17 protein-coding genes and 1 pseudogene are annotated in these 20,160 nt (G+C 61.6%); 4 read left to right on the top strand and 14 right to left on the bottom strand.

Features of this window, described 5'->3' with window-relative positions; genetic code table 11:
- Positions 1 to 5 precede the first annotated feature (5 nt).
- Complete coding sequence (locus D1F64_RS15845; protein WP_117413214.1) at positions 6 to 539, bottom strand: hypothetical protein; 534 nt, start codon at positions 537 to 539, stop codon at positions 6 to 8.
- 5 nt (positions 540 to 544) lie between these two features.
- A complete protein-coding gene (locus D1F64_RS15840) occupies positions 545 to 1,390 on the bottom strand; it encodes a MoxR family ATPase (protein ID WP_117413213.1) in 846 nt (281 codons plus the stop codon).
- Positions 1,391 to 1,779: 389 nt separating this feature from the next.
- Between D1F64_RS15840 and D1F64_RS15835 the strand changes: the two genes are divergently transcribed.
- From D1F64_RS15835 to D1F64_RS15825, 3 genes are all read left to right on the top strand, one after another.
- Positions 1,780 to 3,147: a flagellar hook-basal body complex protein gene (locus tag D1F64_RS15835; RefSeq protein WP_117413212.1), complete on the top strand. Its 1,368-nt coding sequence runs from the start codon at positions 1,780 to 1,782 to the stop codon at positions 3,145 to 3,147.
- A 77-nt stretch (positions 3,148 to 3,224) separates the two neighbouring features.
- Positions 3,225 to 5,114, top strand: a complete 1,890-nt coding sequence (flgK, locus tag D1F64_RS15830) for a flagellar hook-associated protein FlgK (RefSeq protein ID WP_117413211.1) — start codon at positions 3,225 to 3,227, stop codon at positions 5,112 to 5,114.
- Positions 5,115 to 5,122: 8 nt separating this feature from the next.
- Positions 5,123 to 6,637 (top strand): hypothetical protein, encoded by a 1,515-nt coding sequence (locus D1F64_RS15825; RefSeq protein WP_117413210.1) that lies wholly within the window; start codon positions 5,123 to 5,125, stop codon positions 6,635 to 6,637.
- Between the two features lie 122 nt (positions 6,638 to 6,759).
- Here D1F64_RS15825 and flaF read toward each other — a convergent pair whose 3' ends face one another.
- The 12 genes and pseudogenes from flaF to D1F64_RS15770 form a co-directional block, all read right to left on the bottom strand.
- The gene (flaF, locus tag D1F64_RS15820; protein ID WP_205470498.1) at positions 6,760 to 7,098 is read right to left on the bottom strand and encodes a flagellar biosynthesis regulator FlaF; all 339 of its coding nucleotides are present in this window, start codon (positions 7,096 to 7,098) and stop codon (positions 6,760 to 6,762) included.
- Complete coding sequence (gene flbT, locus D1F64_RS15815) at positions 7,013 to 7,507, bottom strand: flagellar biosynthesis repressor FlbT (protein ID WP_117413208.1); 495 nt, start codon at positions 7,505 to 7,507, stop codon at positions 7,013 to 7,015. Before flbT ends, flaF begins: the two co-directional genes overlap by 86 nt.
- A 348-nt stretch (positions 7,508 to 7,855) precedes the next feature.
- Positions 7,856 to 9,313 (bottom strand): flagellin, encoded by a 1,458-nt coding sequence (locus D1F64_RS15810; protein ID WP_117413207.1) that lies wholly within the window; start codon positions 9,311 to 9,313, stop codon positions 7,856 to 7,858.
- Between the two features lie 370 nt (positions 9,314 to 9,683).
- Positions 9,684 to 11,153, bottom strand: coding sequence for a flagellin (locus D1F64_RS23500; protein ID WP_162901603.1), 1,470 nt, complete (start codon positions 11,151 to 11,153; stop codon positions 9,684 to 9,686).
- A 414-nt stretch (positions 11,154 to 11,567) separates the two neighbouring features.
- Complete coding sequence (locus tag D1F64_RS15800) at positions 11,568 to 12,626, bottom strand: flagellin (RefSeq protein WP_117413206.1); 1,059 nt, start codon at positions 12,624 to 12,626, stop codon at positions 11,568 to 11,570.
- Positions 12,617 to 13,036 (bottom strand): hypothetical protein, encoded by a 420-nt coding sequence (locus D1F64_RS15795; protein WP_117413205.1) that lies wholly within the window; start codon positions 13,034 to 13,036, stop codon positions 12,617 to 12,619. The genes D1F64_RS15800 and D1F64_RS15795 overlap by 10 nt, the downstream gene beginning before the upstream one ends.
- 578 nt (positions 13,037 to 13,614) lie before the next feature.
- Positions 13,615 to 15,084, bottom strand: coding sequence for a flagellin (locus D1F64_RS15790; protein ID WP_117413204.1), 1,470 nt, complete (start codon positions 15,082 to 15,084; stop codon positions 13,615 to 13,617).
- Positions 15,085 to 15,628: 544 nt separating this feature from the next.
- A complete protein-coding gene (locus D1F64_RS23495) occupies positions 15,629 to 16,012 on the bottom strand; it encodes a hypothetical protein (protein ID WP_162901602.1) in 384 nt (127 codons plus the stop codon).
- A 483-nt stretch (positions 16,013 to 16,495) separates the two neighbouring features.
- Positions 16,496 to 17,265, bottom strand: a pseudogene (locus D1F64_RS15785) (IS5 family transposase).
- 73 nt (positions 17,266 to 17,338) lie between these two features.
- Positions 17,339 to 17,821 carry a hypothetical protein gene (locus D1F64_RS15780; RefSeq protein ID WP_205470497.1) on the bottom strand — a complete coding sequence of 161 codons (483 nt, stop codon included), beginning with the start codon at positions 17,819 to 17,821 and terminating at the stop codon, positions 17,339 to 17,341.
- Positions 17,821 to 18,186, bottom strand: a complete 366-nt coding sequence (locus D1F64_RS15775) for a rod-binding protein (protein WP_205470496.1) — start codon at positions 18,184 to 18,186, stop codon at positions 17,821 to 17,823. Before D1F64_RS15775 ends, D1F64_RS15780 begins: the two co-directional genes overlap by 1 nt.
- Complete coding sequence (locus D1F64_RS15770; protein WP_117413203.1) at positions 18,186 to 19,352, bottom strand: flagellar basal body P-ring protein FlgI; 1,167 nt, start codon at positions 19,350 to 19,352, stop codon at positions 18,186 to 18,188. The genes D1F64_RS15775 and D1F64_RS15770 overlap by 1 nt, the downstream gene beginning before the upstream one ends.
- Positions 19,353 to 19,637: 285 nt before the next feature.
- Here D1F64_RS15770 and D1F64_RS15765 point away from each other — a divergent pair, with 285 nt between their 5' ends.
- Positions 19,638 to 20,024, top strand: a complete 387-nt coding sequence (locus D1F64_RS15765) for a flagellar assembly protein FliX (protein ID WP_205470495.1) — start codon at positions 19,638 to 19,640, stop codon at positions 20,022 to 20,024.
- Positions 20,025 to 20,160: the final 136 nt, after the last annotated feature.

Genomic DNA, 20,160 nt, shown 5'->3' with positions numbered 1-20,160 from the left:
ACGCGCTAGCGGGTCGCCTGCGCGGCACGCAGCATCTGGACGACGGCGTCGTACAAGGTGTCGACCTCCTGGCGGTCGACCTCGTGGCGGTGGCTGACCCACAGGATGTGATCGTTACCACCGACCCGTATGGGCCACATGGTTTCGAGCAGTTCGCGCGACCCGATGCGCCCGACGGCGAAAGTCAGGCCGATTGAAGAGGCTGCCTCGCCCTGTACAAGCGGGAAACCGCTCGACAGATAGTTTTGTTCGAGAGTGTGAAGCGCCCGCACGACGGCGTTTGGTTCCATAATCCCGATCACGGCGTGGATGTCGGCGGACTGATAGGTGCAACTGGCCAGCATGTCGCCGAACGCGCTGGTGGTGTCCGTCCGCGTCAGCGATGCGATCCGGTTGGGGCAGCGAAGTCCACTGAAGTGCACCAGGCCCGCCGCCTCGTCACGCCAGCCACTGACCGCGTGCGAAGGTTTCGGCATCAGACATGCCGCGAGCAGCGCGAGGACTGTGGCGACGAGGAACGCGCGCGGTTGTCCGGCCATGGCGGTCAGCGGCTTTCGCGGCGCGCCATGAAGGCCAGGCGCTCGAACAGATGCACATCCTGTTCGTTCTTGAGCAACGCGCCATGCAGCGGCGGTATCAGTTTGGTGGGATCGCGTTCCTTCAGCGTCGCCGCATCGATATCCTCATTCATCAGCAGCTTGATCCAGTCCAGCAGCTCGGACGTCGAGGGCTTCTTCTTCAGGCCCGGCACATCGCGCACGTCGTAGAAGATCTGCAGCGCCTCGCGCAGCAGCATGCCCTTGATGCCGGGGTAGTGGACGTCGACGATTTCACGCATCGTGTCCGCATCGGGAAACTTGATGTAGTGGAAGAAGCAGCGGCGCAGGAAGGCGTCGGGCAGGTCCTTTTCATTGTTGGACGTGATGATCACCAGCGGTCGCCGTTCCGCCCTGATGGTCTGTCCGGTCTCGTAGACATGGAATTCCATGCGGTCGAGTTCCAGCAGGAGGTCGTTGGGGAACTCGATGTCGGCCTTGTCGATCTCGTCGATCAGCAGGACCGGACGGTCGTCGGATGAGAAGGCTTCCCAAAGCTTGCCGCGCTTGATGTAGTTGGCGATGTCGTGCACGCGTTCGTCGCCAAGCTGACTGTCGCGCAGGCGCGAGACCGCATCGTATTCGTACAGGCCCTGCTGCGCCTTGGTGGTCGACTTGATGTGCCATTCGATCAGGGGCGCGTTCAGCGTCTTGGCGACCTCGTTCGCCAGAACCGTCTTGCCGGTGCCCGGTTCGCCCTTGATCAGCAGAGGCCGCTCCAGGGTGATGGCGGCATTCACCGCCACACGCAGATCTTCGGTGGCGATGTAGTCGGCAGTGCCTTCAAAACGCATGGCGCGGGGATCCTCTTTGATATTTCGCGCCTGATCCTAGAGCAAAAATCGTTCAAGGAGCATGACCTGATTGACACAACGCACGGCTCACATCACATCGGCGCCACTTCCACCGCATTCAGGCACCCTCTGCGGGTGGACTCGGTTCGCCAGCTGGCATCGCGATGCGTGAATGGCTCGGCAAGGACCGTCGCCGCATCCGGCAAACTTTGCCGCGGGCGGCACGAATTGCCATTCGCCCGCTGTGTCTCCCGCCCTTTCCATCCTGAGAGTTTATTGATTCCATTGCGTTTTATCTCCTTCGTTGGGATTGGCACGCTGTTTGCCAATTGAAGGACAGCTCACTGCGGACACGGCTGCGCGTTCCGTACCAACTTTAGGAGAAGTCGATGGGAATCTACGGGGCCATCAATGCGGCGATTTCCGGTTTGAAATCTCAGTCCTACGCACTCGAGAATATTTCCGGCAATATCGCGAACTCACAGACCATTGGTTACAAGCGGCTCGATACGAGCTTCGCCGATCTGGTTGCCAGCGGCGGTACGGACCAGACCACGCAGATTGCCGGCACGGTGCTGGCGAACTCGCGCGCCACCAATGATATCGCCGGCGATATCCAGCGCTCCGACATCGACACCTTCATGGCGATCAACGGCGACGGCTATTTCGTCGTGCAGCAGAAGGTGGGCGAGAGCGACGGCCGGTCGATCTTCTCCGGTGATAACGTGTACACGCGCCGTGGCGACTTCCAGTTCGATGAGGAAGGCTTTCTCGTGAACGGCGCCGGATACTATCTGTTCGGCAACGCCATCGATGCGACGACGGGCAACCCGTCGGGCAGCGTGCCGGAGCTGATCCAGATCCAGAACGACATTCTTCCGGCCACCGCGACCACCGAGATTCAGTATCGCGCGAAGATCGCGACCTATCCGTTGACGACCAACGCGGATCCTGCCGATCCGGGCTCCGAACTGCTGGTCGGTACCCCGGGCGCTGACATCACGGCGGCGACCGAGAGCGACTTCCTTGCCTCTTCCGTCGCTGGCGAAGCCATCACGATCTACAACGACAACGGTTCTCCGGTGAACGTCCAGTTGCGCTGGGCCAAGACCGAAAACGCTGATCCCACGGCGGGTCCCCCGGCGACCCTCGACACCTGGAACCTCTACTATCTCACCGACGCGGACGCGACGGGCGCGAATGCGCGCTACACCAACGTGGGTGAGTTCCAGTTCAACGGCAATGGGTCGTTGGCGGTACCCGCCACGACAAGCATCACGCTCTCCAATGTGACGGTGAACGGTGCGGTTGTCGGCGACGTCAATTTCAACTTCGGCTCCGGCGGTCTGACGCAGACCTATGATCCCAATGGTCGAGTGACGGTCAACACGTTGAACCAGAACGGTTTCTCGACTGGCGATCAGACCGGCGTGAAGATCAGCGGCAACGGCCGGATCGTGGCCACCTACAACAACGGCCAGACCCGCGCGCTCTATGAGATCCCGATCGCCTCGTTCAACGCCGATGGGCGTCTCGCGCGGCTTGAAGGTGGTGCCTTCGCGCAGACGACGGACTCCGGCGTGCCGTTGTTCAGCGCGACCGGATCGGTGGAGGGCAACGCCCTTGAGGCGTCCAACACCGATATCGCGGATGAGTTCTCCAAGTTGATCATCACCCAGCAGGCCTATTCGGCGAACACCCGGATCGTGACCAGCGGCGATGAGATGCTTCAAGAAGCGCTCAACATGGTCCGATAGGACCCTTTGCCCCGCCGCCGGCTTTCATCTCGGCGGCGGGGCGCACGTCAGATGGGTAAACAAGTAGGGTTGATGTCATGGGTCTGAGTTCCGCGCTCAATACCGCTCTGTACGGCCTGGCATTCAACCAGCGCCAGCTTGACGTCACCGCAGCGAACATCGCCAGCGCCGACACGGTTGGCTACACCAAGAAGAGCGTCACCGCTTCCGTCTACTATGGCAACGACGGCCAGGTCATCGGCGTGGTCGGCGATCAGGTGAACCGCAGCCTCGACGAGCAGGTGCAGGCGCAATACCGCACCAGCCAGGCCGACATGGAGTTCATCAACCTGATGGCCTCTTATTCGTCGCGCGTCGACGAGCTGGTGGGCAGTCTCAACGACCCTGGCTCGCTGACCCAGGTGATGTCGGACTTTGTGGGCAGCCTTGCCGATCTGGCGTCGAGCCCTGAAGACTTCACCATCCGCCTGACCACGATGCAGAACGCCAAGGCGCTGGCATCCGAACTCAACAGCGCCACGGCCACCATCCAGAGGATGCGCCAGGATGCGGAAACCGGTATCAGCGATACGGTCGACCGGATCAACGAACTGGTCAAGAACGTCGGCGCGATCGATCAGGAGATCGTCCTGCAGAAGGCGGGCGGCTTCTCGGCAACCGATCTTCTCGATCAGCGCGACCGGTACCTGGATGAGCTCTCCGGGCTCGTCGATCTGAATATCAAGGAAGCCGAAAACGGTTCGGTGCGGTTGCACACGACCAACGGCATCCTGCTGCTGGACGTCTATGCCTCCGATCTGCGCTTCGACAAGCGCGCCACGATATCGGCGGAGTCCCAGTGGGACGCCGATCCGGCGTTGCGCGGGGTCGGGACGCTGACGCTTGTGGCGGCGGGCGGCTCGACGACAGATCTGATTTCCACCAACGGCATCGGATCGGGCGAGCTCGGCGCTTATCTGGCGATGCGCGACGACTATCTCGTGACTGCGCAAAACCAGCTTGACGAGATCGCGAGCCAGCTGTCGCTCGCACTGTCCAATTATACGGTTCCCGGCACCGCGGCCGGAGGACCCAACCCGGCGCCCGCCGGTTTTGACATCGATCTCTACAATCAGCTCGAGAAGGGCAACGTCGCGACGCTGACCTACACCGATGTCGGCTCCGGTGAGAGCCGCACGGTCAGTTTCGTGCGCGTCGACGACCCCTCGCAGCTGCCGCTCGCCAATTCGGCCACGGCGAACCCGTCGGACACGGTGTTCGGCATTGATTTCACGGCGGGCACGGCTGACACCGCGTCCATCGTGGCGCAGATCCAGACAGCGCTCGGCGGCACCTTCACCGTCAGCGACGAGGGCGGTGATGTCATCCGCATCCTCGACGACGGCGGCACGGCGACCAGCGTGACCGGCCTGAGCGCCAACGTTACCGCGACCGGATTGACGGGGGAGGGTACTGCGCTGCCCCTGTTCACGGATGGGGTGACGAACCAGAGCTATACGAACGCGCTCGACGGCCGAGATCAGAAAATCGGCTACGCGGGCCGAATCACGGTCAACCGGGCGCTGGCGGAAGATTCCTCGCGACTGGTGATCTACGAGACGTCTCCCGAGACGCTGTCGGGCGATCCGACCCGGCCCCAGGCGCTTTACGACGCCCTGACGAAGACGGCGTTCCAGTTCGACAGCGCGTCCGGGATCGGCACCAAGACGGCGCCGTTCAACGGCTCGGTGGTCGACTATCTGACCGAAATGATCGCGCATCAGGGCGCGCTGTCCGCGGGCATCGAAACATCACGGGCGGGCCAGGAAGTGGTCAGCAACAACCTGCGCGACCGGCTGGATGCGTCCTCTGAAGTGAATATCGACGAAGAACTCGCCCGGCTGATCGAGTTGCAGAACGCCTATTCCGCCAACGCGCGGGTGATGACGATTGTGCAGGAAATGTTCGACGTCCTGATGAGAGTGTGAGGTAGGGTATGTCTGTATCAACGGTCTTTTTCAAGGATGCGTCGCTGGTCACCCAGCTGACGAGCATGCGCGCGAAGTTCGATGATCTGCAGCGCCAGCTGGCAACCCAGAAGAACTCCACCACTTACGGAGAGCTTGGCAGCACGCGCAGTCTCGATCTGTCCTTGAAGCAGCGCATCGGCGAGGTGGGAACCCATCAGCGCACCATCGATCTGGTCACCCTGCGCATGTCCGTGCTGGACCAGACGGTCGGTCGCATGGGAGAAATCCGCAGCGAGGCGCGCGCCGCGATCGATCCCAACAACTTCGTGCAGCAGACCGACGGCAGCACCAACAGCCAGACGTCCGCGAAGGTATCGCTCATCGAAATGATCGCATTGGCGAACGCGGACGTGGGCGGACGGCAACTGTTTTCCGGCAAGGACGTCGATACCGCGCCGGTCGTCTCCTACGAGACCATGATGGGCGGGACGGCGACGCAGGCCGGGCTGCAGCAGGTCATGGACGAATATCTGCAGGCCGATCTGGGCACGCTGGAGAACGGCCGTTTGACCAGTGGGCGCGCCGCCGGCACCGTGTCGCTCGCCGAGGACGGAACCCATCCGTTCGGCTACAAGATCGTCGAGGATACCAGCGGTGCAGCGGGACTGAGCAACGTCACCGTTACCTACAACGCCGGCCCTCCGGCGGATCAAGCGTTCGATTTCACCGGGCAGCCGGCGGTCGGTGAGAGCATCAAGATCTACCTGGACCTGCCCGATGGATCGCAATCGGTGATCGAGTTGCATGTGGCGGCGGAGGCCGGCGAGCAGAACGGCTTCGAGCTGGGCGCAACGCCGGACGACACTGCGCAGAATTTTCTCGATGCGCTCGATCTCGCGCTCGGCGAGGACGCGCGAACGAACCTCAAGGCCGCGTCGCACAGCCGTGCCGGCGACCGCTTCTTCGACACCTTTCAGGGCAACCCGATCCAGCGCGTCGACGGCGGCGGCCCGCCGCCAGATTTTGCCAACGCCACGGCCGAGCGCGACGGCACCGCCGACACCGTGGCCTGGTACGTGGGCGATAATTCCGCGACCAATCCGCGCGACGACGCGATCGCGACCATCGACCAGTCTTTCAATATCTCCTATGGCGCGCGTGCCAACGAGGAGGGTATCCGCGAGATCATCCAGGCGATGGCGGTATTCCAGGCGGCCGACTTTTCCGCCGATAGTGAGGCGGATCACGGTTTCTATACCGCGATGGCGCAGCGTTCTCGCAGCGAACTGACGGACACCGATGGGCGTGCCTCCGCGATCCAGCGCCTCAACATGGAGATGGCCACAACCTATGTGGCGGTGCAACGTGTGGATGAGCGCCACACCACGACCCAGGCCTCGCTTGCCGGTGCGGTGCAGGATATCGAGGGCGTGGATCTGGAAACGGTTGCGGCGCAGGTGTTGCAGTTGCAGACCATGATGGAAGCCAGCTACCGGGCCACGTCCATCCTCTACAATCTGACGCTCGCCGACTATATCTGACGGCGGGGACGCAGGGCCGCGGAAGCATCCAGGATACTTGAAATGCAAAACGCGCCGTGGATCGCTCCCGGCGCGTTCTTCGTTGTGCAACGAGAAGCAGGTGGCCGCGGGCGGCCGCGCTGCTATCCCTGGTTGCGCAGGCCTTCCGCGATATTGCGGTTGATGGTGATAAGCACGGTCAGCCGTTCTGGAGTCGGCTTCAATTCCGTGTCGATCGTGTGGTTGAGGATGAACACGCCAAGGCTGAGAATGTTGTTCTTGATCGCCTCAGGGAGCGGGTTGCCCTCTTCCTTGATGGCGGCAAGAAAGAAAACCCACAGACGGCGATTATAGGTCAGACGCTCATGGATCAGCTCCGACGAAGCGTTGTCCCAGTCATCCTTTAGTGTCTGGAGCTGAGCCGCCGCTTTCATCAGCAGGGTTGCCTCCAGGTCCCGGGGACTGACTGCGACCTGGCTCATTCTTTGGTAAGCCGTTGCCGCCTGATTGTGCATGCCCGATCAACTCCTGCTCATAGTCTATCAGCATCTTCGCATCTTTAAGAGCATGATAGAGCGAACCCGTTAAGATCTTGTTATTGATGGTGTCGATAAGCGGGAAAGAGCTCGGCGCCGCCTTGAGAAAGTCATCGACAAGATCGAAATAGAGATCCTGATGTGGACGTGAATCCTGATCCAGGTATATGAGCTGGACGACAAGGTATATGCGTTTGGCCGGCGTATCGGCCGTCTCCTTGGTCAGGATGTCCTTCTCACGCAGGATCGGTGCGTCGCCTGATATAAACAGGCGCGTCCTGTGATCTCCATTCGTAATAACGCTGGATCCCAGTATAAAGCGTTCGCCGGGTTTTAATTCGATTTTCAGAGCCATGGTGACCGGTATCGCGGTTATTGATTGAAGCTGTGTTGACGATCCGTGCCGGAACAATACAGCGCGCTGGCACCATCGGTGGCAAGCTTATCAGGTTGACGTAGAACTACCAGTGCGAAACCGGCATGCTGGTGTCGTTTCGTTGCGATAAGCGCGCCGAATTCAATGTGTTGTTGATTTGATGCGCGGGAAAACTGAGGAAATGAGGCGCGGTGAACGGCACACCGGATGCGCCGCCAGACAGTCGCCGTGAAACGGTCGGGAGAATATGTAACCGGCGCCATCAGGCAAGTCGTCGCGCCCGTAGCGTTTCCGGCCGGATATTCGCGTACCCGGCCGGAAAGGGAGCTAGAACAGCTGCAGCGGAGCCTGATCGGCCTGCGAGGCCAGTGACAGGGCGGTCGAGGACAGTTGCTGACGGGTCTGAAGTGCCAGCATGTTGGCCGCCTCCTCGTTGCCGTCGGCCAGCACCAGGTTGTCGGCGCCGGTTTGCAGCGTGTTCATCATCGCCTTGGTGAAATCGCGCCGGTTCTCGACGATCGACAGGTTCGAACCGAAGGCGGAGGACTGCGACCGAACCGTGTTCAGCCCCGCTTTGACCGTGGAGATGAGCGCATCGATATCGTTGTCGCTGTCGAGATCCTGGGCGACGATGTCGCCGAGGTTCAGATAGGCGGAGTTCAGCGCTTCGGCGTTCTTGGTCTGAATGTCGATGGTCGAGGTGTCGGTCTCGTTGAACGTCAGGCGCAGCAGGTCGCCACGCAGCAGGTTGACGCCATTGTAGGACGCGTCATCCGACAGCTTGTCGAGCTGATCTCGCAACTCATTGAACTGTGTGGCCAATTCGGCGCGAATGGTGTTGCCGCCGATCGCCGATGTGCCGGTGTCACCATCAATCGTGCCGGTGGTTGTGACGCCGGTGACGGTCAGTTCCTGAGTCGACTGGTTCTCGATGCGCAGGCTGCCGCTGTCGTTGGTCGCGCGGACCTTGCCCTTGAGGTCCACGTCGCTGTTGATCGACGCGACGATCTGGTCGACGGTCAACGCCTCGTTGACGGCCGCCGGCACGCCCTGCGCCGCCAGGCCGGCGATCGCGCCGGTGCCACCGACGGTGATCGCCTGGGTGTTGTCGTCGGCGGTCAGGGTGAAGGCGCCCGTCGTCGGATCGATCGAGGCTGTGACGTCGACATTGGCATCAAGGTTGATCGCGCTGATCAGGTCGTCCAGATCCTCCGTCGCGGCGGTGCCCACGGTGTAGGTCACCGTGTCCGTGCCATCGCCGATGATCAGGGTTTCGCCGTTGGCGAAGCCCGCGGCGGCCAGCGTCGTGCCTCCGGTCAGCCCGGTCGCGGTCGAGGCCGTGGTGGCGGCCGCGGCGGTGTTCGTCGTCAGGTCGACGTCGACAGCCGTCGTGCCAACCGAGCCACCCGAGAACGACAGCATTTCCGTGCCGGCCGGTGTGGCGCCGAGGCCGAGAGTGTAGGTGGATGTCTGGAACGTCTTGTCCTGACGCGCCTGGCGCAGGGTCGACTGCATGGATTCCAGCGTCTTGGTGATCGAGGTCAGGCCGTTGTCGGCCGCCTCCAGCGTCTTGACGCCGTTGGACATGCCGTCCATCAGCGCGGACAGCTCGTTCGAACGCGCTTGCAGTGAAGAGGCCGTGAAAAAATTCGTCGCGTTGTCGAGCGCCGTGTTCACCTTCTTGCCGGTGGCCAGGCGATTCTGGGTCGTGGCCATCAGATCCGCTGTCTTTTGCAGCGAAAGAAGGTTTTGGCGGACGCCGGCGGAGAGGGTGATATCAGACATGTTGCGTTCCCGGTCTGGGGATGAATCGGGCTCCTTTTGCAGAGCTGGCGATTCGTGTGATCAGGAACGTTAGCAGTTTATTAATACCAAGTGAAACCGCGTCTTGACGGAATTACACTTGGCAGTATTGGCCGTAAAAGCCGCCTCGGATGCTTGTCGTTCTGATGGAGGACCTTTGCGCTGAGCAGGTTTGCGTGCCGCTCGCGCGCAAGCATTTGCGCAACGGGCGTTGGACAGGGCGCAAGACAGATTTGATGCGGGGATCGGGACTACGCCCGGGAAAATAAGTGTTGTAGGTGGGGAAATCGGGCACAAAAAAACGGCGGAGCCAGTGGCCCCGCCGTTCGATTTTCTTGAGATGCTGCGACGATTAGAAGAGACGCAGCGGAGCCTGATCGGCCTGCGAAGCGAGCGACAGGGCCGTCGAGGACAGCTGCTGACGGGTCTGCAGAGCCAGCATGTTGGCTGCTTCCTCGTTGCCGTCGGCCAGCACCAGATTGTCGGCGCCGGTCTGCAGCGTGTTCATCATCATCTTCGTGAAGTCCTGACGGTTCTCCACGATCGACAGGTTCGAACCGAACGCGGACGACTGCGACCGGACCGAGTTAAGCGCTTCCTTCACGCCCGAGACCAGACTGTCGATGTTGGCGTCGCTGTCCAGATCGACAGCTTCGATGTCGCTGATGCCCAGCGTCGCCGAGTTGACCGTCTCGCCATTCTTCGTCTGAATGTCGATGGTCGACGTGCTGGTTTCGTTGAAGGTCAGCTTCAGGTTGTCGCCGCGCAGCAGGTTGATACCGTTGAAGGAGGCATCATCCGACAGCTTGTCGAGCTGATCGCGCAGCTCGTTGAACTGCGTCGACAGATCGGCACGCACGGAGTTTCCGTCGATGGTGCTGGTGCCGGCGCTGCCGTCAATACCACCGGTACCAGTACCCGTGAGCGTGAGATCCTGCGTCGACTGGTTCTCGATGCGCAGCTTGCCGTTGTCGTTCGACGCTCGCACAGCGCCCGAGAGGCTGGTGTTGGCGTTGATCGCGGTGACGAGTTCGTCCACCGTCTTCACCGTACCGGTCGTCGCGACCACACCGTCGGTGCTGACGTCGTTGTTGGCAAGGCCGATCACGGCATCGACCGAGGCGTTGGTTGTCGTGACGGTCACATTGGCGCCGTCCGCACGGCTGACGTCAAGACCACCCGCGGTGCCGGCGGTGGTGAAGCCACTGGCGCTGAGAGCACTTTCCAGAGCGGCCTTCTGACCCGTAGCCGAGCCGGTGAAGGTGTAGGCGACGGTGTTGGTCCCGTCAGACAGGGTCAGGGTTTCGCCAGCGAGGGCGCTCAGATCAGGATCTGCAACCGACAGATCCGTGCCGCCGGCGCCGGTGAGCGTGGCCGCCGTGGCCGCGACATCGGCCGTGTTCAGAGCCACATCGACCGGCGTGGTGCCGACGGCGCCACCGGAGATCGACAGGGTTTCAGCGGTCGCCGTGCCGATCGTCGCGGAATCGATCGTGAAGGACGAGGTCTCGAAGGACTTGTCCTGGCGGGCCTGGCTGAGGGTCGACTTCATCGACTCCAGCGTCTTGGTGATCGAGGTCAGGCCGTTGTCAGCCGCTTCCAGCGTCTTGATGCCGTTGGACATGCCGTCCATCAGCTGCGACAGGTCGTTGGAACGCGACTGCAAGGAAGACGCCGTGAAGAAGTTGGTCGGGTTGTCGAGGGCCGAGTTGACCTTCTTGCCGGTGGCGAGACGGTTCTGGGTGGTGCCCATCAAATCGGCGGTGTTCTGCAGCGAGAGCAGATTCTGGCGTACGCCAGCCGAGAGGGTGATATCTGACATAACTGAATTCCTTCTTGGAATTAACGACAACTCCCTTCTGGGAGGATCGCCAATAACTGCATGAGAGGAATTAACGAGATGTAAATGCCTACGGACCGCGCGGTTTTGCTGGGGTTTTTTCCGACCGGATGAAAAATCCGGGAGGCAAAAATGGCATGCGAATATTCTCGTCGCAGTTGTTGACGTGAGGAACCGTGCGTAGACGCGTAGGCGCCGGCCCTTCTGTGGCGCGAGAGGCGACCTCGTGCCGTTTCGGCTTGTATTTGCTTGGTTTTTTGTAAAGTCGCGCGCTTGCGAGCGGCGACTCCTGTGCCCAAGGGCGATGAAAGCCGAGGGGCGGGACTTTCGCATGGACAACAAAAAACGGCGGGACTTTCGCCCCGCCGCCGGTCGTTTTGGAATCGGCGTCTGAAGCTAGAACAGCTGCAGCGGCGCCTGGTCGGCCTGCGAGGCCAGCGACAGGGCGGTCGATGACAACTGCTGGCGGGTCTGCAGGGCCAGCATGTTGGCTGCTTCCTCGTTGCCGTCGGCCAGCACCAGATTGTCAGCGCCGGTTTGCAGGGTGTTCATCATCTTCTTGGTGAACTCCTGGCGGTTCTCGACGATCGACAGGTTGGAACCAAACGCCGACGATTGCGATCGCACATCGTTGAGGGCTTCCTTCACCTGGGCAACCAGGACGTCGATGTTGACGTCGCTGTCGAGATCGACGGCGGTGATGTCGCTGATGCCCAGCGTCGCCGAGTTGACCGTCTCGCCATTCTTCGTCTGAATGTCGATGGTCGACGTCGAGGTCTCGTTGAAGGTCAGCTTGAGATTGTCGCCGCGCAGCAGGTTGGTGCCGTTGAACGACGCATCATCGGAAATCTTGTCGAGCTGATCGCGCAACTCGTTGAACTGCGTGGCCAGATCGGCCCGCACCGAGTTGCCACCGATGGTGCTGGTGCCCGCGCTGCCGTCAATGCCGCCGGTGCCGGTGCCCGTGACCGTGAGATCCTGGGTTGACTGGTTCTCGATGCGCAGCTTGCCATTGTCGTTCGACGCGCGCACGGCGCCCGCGAGGCTGGAGTCGGCGTTGATCGCGGTGACCAGTTCATCGACGGTCTTCACCGCACCGGTTGTCCCCGCCACACCGTCAACACTGACGTCGTTGTTGGCAAGGCCAATCACGGCATCGACCGAGGCGTTGGTTGTCGTGACGGTCACATTGGCGCCGTCCGCACGGCTGACGTCAAGACCACCCGCGGTGCCGGCGGTGGTGAAGCCACTGGCGCTGAGGGCCGATTCAAGAGCGGCCTTCTGGCCCGTTGCCGAACCGGTGAAGGTGTAGCTGACGGTGTTGGTGCCGTCCGACAGGGTCAGGGTTTCGCCGGTGAGGGCGCTCAGATCCGGATCGGCGACCGACAGATCGGTACCGCCGGCACCGGTGAGCGTGGCCGGTGTGGCCGCGACATCGGCCGTGTTCAGGTCCACGGGATTGGGGTGACGCCGACAGCACCGCCGGAGATCGACAGCGTTTTGGCAATCGCCGTTCCGATGGTGGCGTCGTCGATGATGTAGGAACTCGTCTCGAACGACTTGTCCTGGCGCGCCTGGCTCAATGTCGACTTCATCGATTCCAGAGTCTTGGTGATCGAGGTCAGGCCGTTGTCGGCCGCTTCCAGCGTCTTGATGCCGTTCGACATGCCGTCCAACAGCGCCGACAGGTCGTTCGAGCGGGCCTGCAGCGAGGAGGCGGTGAAAAAGCTGGTCGGGTTGTCGAGGGCCGAGTTGACCTTCTTGCCGGTGGCGAGACGGTTCTGGGTCAACGCCATCAGGTCGGCTGTGTTCTGCAGCGACAGCAGGTTCTGGCGGACACCGGCGGAGAGCGTGATGTCAGACATGTAGGTTCCCTTTCTTGGAACGAAAAACCACTCCCTTCTGGGAGCCCGTCATTAACTAATTTCGTATGCTTAACGAGACGCTAATTTTGGTCCATTTTCGGCGAAATTCCGCCAGTTTTACTACCTATAGGCAGTGTTGACGCTGGCAGAAATCGCCGTGATATGGTTAATTTTTTGGAGGCGCGCCGTATTTGTCGGGAGGGGGTGCCGGATGGGGGCGTTCGGGCAAATATGGCGCCGCGGGTGCCGACAGCACGGGCGGAGCGCTCTGCGAAGCGGCCAGGGATGGAATTGATGTTGTGAAAAGCGGCGCGGCGGGCGCCGCGTTCATTGTAAAAGAGAAACGGCGGAGCCAATGGGCCCCGCCGCCAGACTGCTGACAAGCCACCTCCGCGATCGTCGTCATCCTCGGCCTTGTGCCTCTTCGTCATCCTCGGCCTTGTGCCGAGGATCCATTCTTTTCAAGCGCTTATGGATGCTCGGGCGAGCATGACGAAGGAGAGGTCGGGGGCTTTGTCATCAAAAAAACGGCGGAGCCAGTGGCCCCGCCGTTCGATTTTCTTGAGATGCTGCGACGATTAGAAGAGACGCAGCGGAGCCTGATCGGCCTGCGAAGCGAGCGACAGGGCCGTCGAGGACAGCTGCTGACGGGTCTGCAGGGCCAGCATGTTGGCTGCTTCCTCGTTGCCATCGGCCAGCACCAGATTGTCGGCGCCGGTCTGCAGCGTGTTCATCATCATCTTCGTGAAGTCCTGACGGTTCTCCACGATCGACAGGTTCGAACCGAACGCGGACGACTGCGACCGGACCGAGTTGAGCGCTTCCTTCACGCCCGAGACCAGGCTGTCGATGTTGGCGTCGCTGTCGAGATCGACAGCGTCGATGTCGTTGATGCCCAGCGTCGCCGAGTTGACCGTCTCGCCATTCTTCGTCTGAATGTCGATGGTCGACGTGCTGGTTTCGTTGAACGTCAGCTTCAGGTTGTCGCCGCGCAGCAGGTTGATACCGTTGAAGGAGGCATCATCCGACAGCTTGTCGAGCTGATCGCGCAGCTCGTTGAACTGCGTCGACAGATCGGCACGCACGGAGTTTCCGTCGATGGTGCTGGTGCCGGCGCTGCCGTCAATACCACCGGTACCAGTACCCGTGAGCGTGAGATCCTGCGTCGACTGGTTCTCGATGCGCAGCTTGCCGTTGTCGTTCGACGCTCGCACAGCGCCCGCGAGGCTGGAGTCGGCGTTGATCGCGGTGACGAGTTCGTCCACCGTCTTCACCGTACCGGTTGTCCCCGCCACACCGTCAACACTGACGTCGTTGTTGGCAAGGCCAATCACGGCATCGACCGAGGCGTTGGTTGTCGTGACGGTCACATTGGCGCCGTCCGCACGGCTGACATCAAGACCACCCGCGGTGCCGGCGGTGGTGAAGCCACTGGCGCTGAGAGCACTTTCCAGAGCGGCCTTCTGACCCGTAGCCGAGCCGGTGAAGGTGTAGGCGACGGTGTTGGTCCCGTCAGACAGGGTCAGGGTTTCGCCAGCGAGGGCGCTCAGATCAGGATCTGCAACCGACAGATCCGTGCCACCGGCACCGGTGAGCGTGGCCGCCGTGGCCGCGACATCGGCCGTGTTCAGAGCCACATCGACCGGCGTGGTGCCGACGGCGCCACCGGAGATCGACAGGGTTTCAGCGGTCGCCGTGCCGATCGTCGCGGAATCGATCGTGAAGGACGAGGTCTCGAAGGACTTGTCCTGGCGGGCCTGGCTGAGGGTCGACTTCATCGACTCCAGCGTCTTGGTGATCGAGGTCAGGCCGTTGTCAGCCGCTTCCAGCGTCTTGATGCCGTTGGACATGCCGTCCATCAGCTGCGACAGGTCGTTGGAACGCGACTGCAAGGAAGACGCCGTGAAGAAGTTGGTCGGATTGTCGAGGGCCGAGTTGACCTTCTTGCCGGTGGCGAGACGGTTCTGCGTCGTTGCCATCAGGTCCGCTGTGTTCTGCAGCGAGAGAAGGTTTTGGCGGACGCCGGCGGATAGGGTGATGTCACTCATAACTGGGATTCCTTCGTGGAACTCAAACAACACATCCTTCTGGATGCGCCATAGGAACCTAGGTCTCCCCCCTTAAGCGGATATGAACGCTGAAGTACAATGTATGTAATAGCTATATTAATTGATATAAATATCACGTATTTTGTTTAATCAACGTATGCAACTCTGCGCAAATTACTTATTTATCGCTAGTAAGAATTGCCAATAATGCGAGTTTACTATTTGCAGGTGCATAACAATCACCATGAAAAAATTGGCCCCGATATATCTGCGTAGGCGTGCCCTGATTCAGGGTCTTGAATGGCCAAAATCCGCCATTTCTGCGCAAGGAATCGGCTCGTTTTCGACCTGCATTTTTGGTTTCTGGAAGGTTAAGCGGTGCGCCGCGCCCATTTGCACTCCGCGCAGCCGGCCGTTGCCCCGTTTTGACGCGCAGGGCTGCGGAGCCGCGCGCGGACGGCCGAACGCAAACCGCAGGCGGCACCGGTTGGGTGCGCCTGCGGCGGGCAGTGTCGCGATGGGGCAGGGGATCAGTAGGTGCGGTTCACGCTGGCAGTCGTTGCGGCGTAGGCCGAGGACTGCTCTGTGTCTGCAAGCGCGCGGCGCAACCGCAGGATGGACTCCTCGGGATTTGTCGAATGACCTCGCCCGATGTCTCGTCCACTTCGCGGAACACCAGCGTGTCGGTCACGCTGTCTCGAATATTCTCGCGCTTCAGCCGGCGTTCGACGGCCACGCCTTGTGCCTTGTCGCGGCTTTCGTCTCGAGCCTCGGGGAAGGTGGCAAGCCGAGCCAGGGTCTCGCGCGCTGGCGAAACGGCCTGAGCCTCCGGAATATCTGTCTTCGCCACAGGTGTGGTTGCTTCAGGAGCCCGGGGGCTGGGCGATATAACCTGGATCGGCAGTGGTCTGACTGCTCCTGTATCCATGATCGTCTCCTTCGGCGTGACCTTTCGCGCCGCTCAAATCATGGAACAAAATAAGCTTAGGACTCTAAGGTTCTTCTAATGGAGGCCTGATAATTTTACTAAAATTTAACGGATTTCGCGGAGGGCAGCACGGGCGCCGATTCGCCGTGTCGCGGAGGGCGTCCCGGCAGCCGCGCGTGAGCGAGCCGCCGGCGCCCGGGAGGCTACGGCTGCCTAGAGCGGTTCCTTGTTAAATGGAACCATTCTGCGGCGATGAATTTTGTCGAGGATCAAGAGGATTGGCGAAGGGCATATCGCGGATATGGCCGAGACGGGCCTCGCCGATAATCGGGAAAATTCATCCCGCCCAAAGGGTTGGTCGAAACCGGCCGCCCGCCGCGTCAACGGCCTCCGCCGTAGCATGGGCTACGCCGTTCGCCCGTTTCCTCGCGGATCGAACCGGTTTGGACCAACAGAATTGATCCCATTTGACAAGGAAACGCTCTAGGTGACCGACTCATAAGTTCGCAACCATATGCGGATTGAAGCGAGTTGGACTGACGCGAGAAAATTGTCGTCGCGCTTGTCGTATCGTGTGGCAATGGCCCTGAAGTGTTTGAGTTTGCTAAAGAAACGCTCGACGGCGTTGCGTTGTCGATAAACCCAGGCGCTGAAGGGGAAGGTTTTGACGCGGTTCGGCATGGCGCGGATGTTGGCCCATGCGCCCCGCGCGGCCATTTCGGCGCGCAAGGCATCGCTGTCATAGGCGCGGTCGGCGAGCAGGATGTGACCGGCCTTGAGCGTTTCGAACATGTCGGTGGCCGAGCGTCCGTCGTGGGCCTGGCCTTCGGTCAGCTTGAGGCGGATCGGCCGGCCCTCGGCGTCGACGAGCGCATGGATCTTGGTGGTCAGGCCGCCGCGCGAGCGACCCATGCAACGGGATCGCTCCTCTTTTTTTGGCCGTTGGCGGCATGCTGGTGAACGCGGATCGATGACGAGTCGATCATCTGCACGTCACCGTCGTAAGCATCTGATACCGCTTCAAGAATGCGTGCCCAATGACCGGCCTTGCGCCAGCGGTTGAAGCGGTTGACGCAGGTCGTGTACGGGCCATAGCGCGCCGGAATGTCGGCCCAAGGCGCTCCCGTGCGCAGCCGCCAGAAGATGCCGTTCAGCACCTTGCGGTCATCGGCGCGCGGGACCCCACGCACCTTTGTCGGCAGAAGCGGCTGTATCACAGACCACTCGAAATCCGTCAGATCGAAGCGAGCCATCCTGACCTCCATTGATGGTGGTCAGTGAATCAGAACCCTCGCGCCAAGGGAATCCCGTTTATGAGTATGTGACCTAGAGGCTGCGGTTCACGGAGATGCCGTGGGCGGAGACCGGTCCCGCGGGCGGCGAGCCCGCGCGGCCATAGGTCTTGGGCGGCTGGATGGTGCCGACGCATTTGGCCACGGTCCGCACAAGACCTTCGGCCACTTCACGCGCGGTGGACAGCACCGCGAGATTGATCTTCAGCACCGCCTGGAATTCCGAGTGCCGGCTTCGCAGCGCCGTCACCGCGTCCGGCGCGAGGTTGCCGAGCGCGACGGAGTTGCTGCGGGTGCGGTTCATCATCGCGATGTAGGTCTGCATCAGGTCGGCCTTGCGCGGCTGCAGGTCGCCCGCCTCGCTGAGCTTGCCGGCGCGCACCAGGGCGGTTTCCTCCTCGATCGCCATCAGCAGCGAATTCATCGTCCGCTCCAGAGTGGCGCATTCGGCTTCCGCTTCGGCCCGGGTGGTGATCGCCCGGCGCGGAGCGCTCTCCTGGCTGGTCATCGTGCTCATTAGAAATGGCCTTCCTGTAATGCGATGAGTTCGCTTTGCACCGACTCGGCGATGCCGATGCCGCCAGCCTTGACGACCGTCTTGGCGTATTCTTCGGCGAGCATGCCGCGCCAGGTTTCCGAGGCGTTTGAATCGCCGAACGTGCCGCCGCCCTCGACGGTTTCGAACATCGCGTTGAACATGTTCTGCAGAAAAACCGCTTCGAAATCCTCGGCCACGGCGCGGGTGGGGTCGTTGAGTTTCGCCGCCGCGTCGCGCGCGGCCGGGCCGTTCGTCTGTTGCTGCCCCTTCATCCGGGCCAGCAATTGTGTCTGGAGCTGAGCCTGCGATTGGGTCTGGCTGGTGAAAAGCGGATCGGTGGCCATTACATCACCTCGATTTCCGCTTGCAGCGCGCCGGACGCCTTGATCGCCTGAAGGATCGAGATGAGATCGCGCGGACCGATGCCCAGGGCGTTGAGCCCGTCGACCAATTGCTGCAGCGTCACGCTTTCGCGCACCAGAGCCAGCTGCCGGTCGCCGCCGTCCGTCACGGTGAGGTCGGAGCGTGGCACGACAACCGTCTGGCCGTTTGAGAACGGTCCCGGCTGACTGACCTCGGGGCTCTCGGAAATCGTCACGGTCAGGTTGCCCTGCGCCACGGCCACGGTGGACACCCGCACGTTCTGGCCGATGACGATGATCCCGGACTTCTCGTCGATGACGATCTTGGCGGGCAGGTCGGGCTCGATGAGTAACTGCTCGATATCGGTGAGCAGGTCGACAATGTTGCCGTCATAATCGCGCGGCAGGGTCAGGCGCACGGTGCTGGGGTCGGCGGGCTCCGCCGTCGGCAGGCCGATCAGTTCGTTGATCGCCAGCGCAATGCGGCGGGCCGTGGTCAGATCGGGATTGCGCAAGGCGACCCGCAGGGAGGTCATCGATGCGAGCTGGAATTCCACCTCGCGCTCAACCAGGCCACCGTTGGAGATGCGGCCCGAGGTCGGGACCCCGCGGGTGATGGTCGCCGCGTCGCCGCCGGCCGAAAAGCCGCCGATCGCCAGCGGGCCCTGGGCGATGGCGTAAACCTCACCATCCGCGCCAAGCAGCGGTGTCACGAGCAAGGTGCCGCCCTGCAGACTCTTGGAGTCGCCCAGCGCGCTGACGGAGACGTCGACGCGGGTGCCTTGCGTGGAAAACGCCGGCAGGTTCGCCGTCACCATGACGGCGGCGACATTCTTGGTGTTGATATTGACGCCGCGGGTGTTGACGCCCAGCCGCTCCAGCATGGCCTGCAGGCTCTGGCGCGTGAAAGGCGCGTTGTTGAGGCTGTCGCCCGTACCTTCCAGGCCGACAACGAGGCCGTAACCGATCAGCTGGTTTTCACGGATGCCCTCGAAATCGGCGATGTCCTTGATGCGCGAGGCCGCCTCGGCACTTCCGCCCGGCATCATCGTGCTGCCGGCTAGGAGGCCTGCCACCGCACATGCCGTCGCCGCGGCCACGATGGCGGGGCGCAGCAAGGTGGTCAGGAGGCGGGGCGCGAAGGTCATGGTGCTGGTCCGAAGTCGGTTGCAACTTGGCCAAAAGGAATGCGAGAGCCGTGCCACAGCGAGGCGCGGACGCGATATTTCGCAAGTCGTTGTTTCTTAAGAGCTAAATTTCACCACATTGAAGCGCTACGAGGAAATTCACAGCCAGTCCCAAGTCCGTCTCGGCAAATTCTGCCGCTTGGCGGAAAATTGCATTACACTGGTGGCAGTTTCTGCCTGTGACACACAAAGCCAGAGGAACACTCGACGATCATGCGAATTTCCGGCCCAGGAAATCTGTCCGGCGTGCAATCGCGCCCGGCCGCCAAGCGCAACAAGAAGTCCGGGGCGACCTTTTCCACCGAGGAGCCCACGGAAAGCGCCCGCTCGGGAACGGTCGCCGGCAGCGGCGCGGTGCATGGCGTCGACGCGCTGTTGTCGTTGCAGGAGATTGACGATCCGTTGGTGGGCCGCAAACGGGCGGTGAAGCGCGGCCACGACATGCTCGATGCACTGGAGGCGATGCATGCGGCGCTGCTTGCGGGCAATGTCCCGGGCGAGCGGCTGGAGCGAATCACCCAGCTCATCAGCATGCGCGCGCCATCGGGTGATCCGTCGCTGGAAGCGATGATTGACGACATAGAATTGCGCGCCCGCGTCGAGCTCGCCAAGCTTGGCCGGTTTCCCGCTTGAGCGACGGTTCCGCGTTGCAGCGCCTTGGATTTCAAGCAATTGCACGGGTCGATGCGGACGCTTTGAGGCCTTGGATCCGGCAGGACCCTGCGGATTTTTGCCCTCCGTATTTGTTTGACGGAAATTTCATATCTCC

This window comes from Breoghania sp. L-A4 (assembly GCF_003432385.1).
In the GTDB taxonomy this organism is placed as follows: Bacteria; Pseudomonadota; Alphaproteobacteria; order Rhizobiales; family Stappiaceae; genus Breoghania.
The sequence above is the reverse complement of the archived record's forward strand: the minus strand, read 5'-3'. Positions and strand labels throughout refer to the sequence as shown.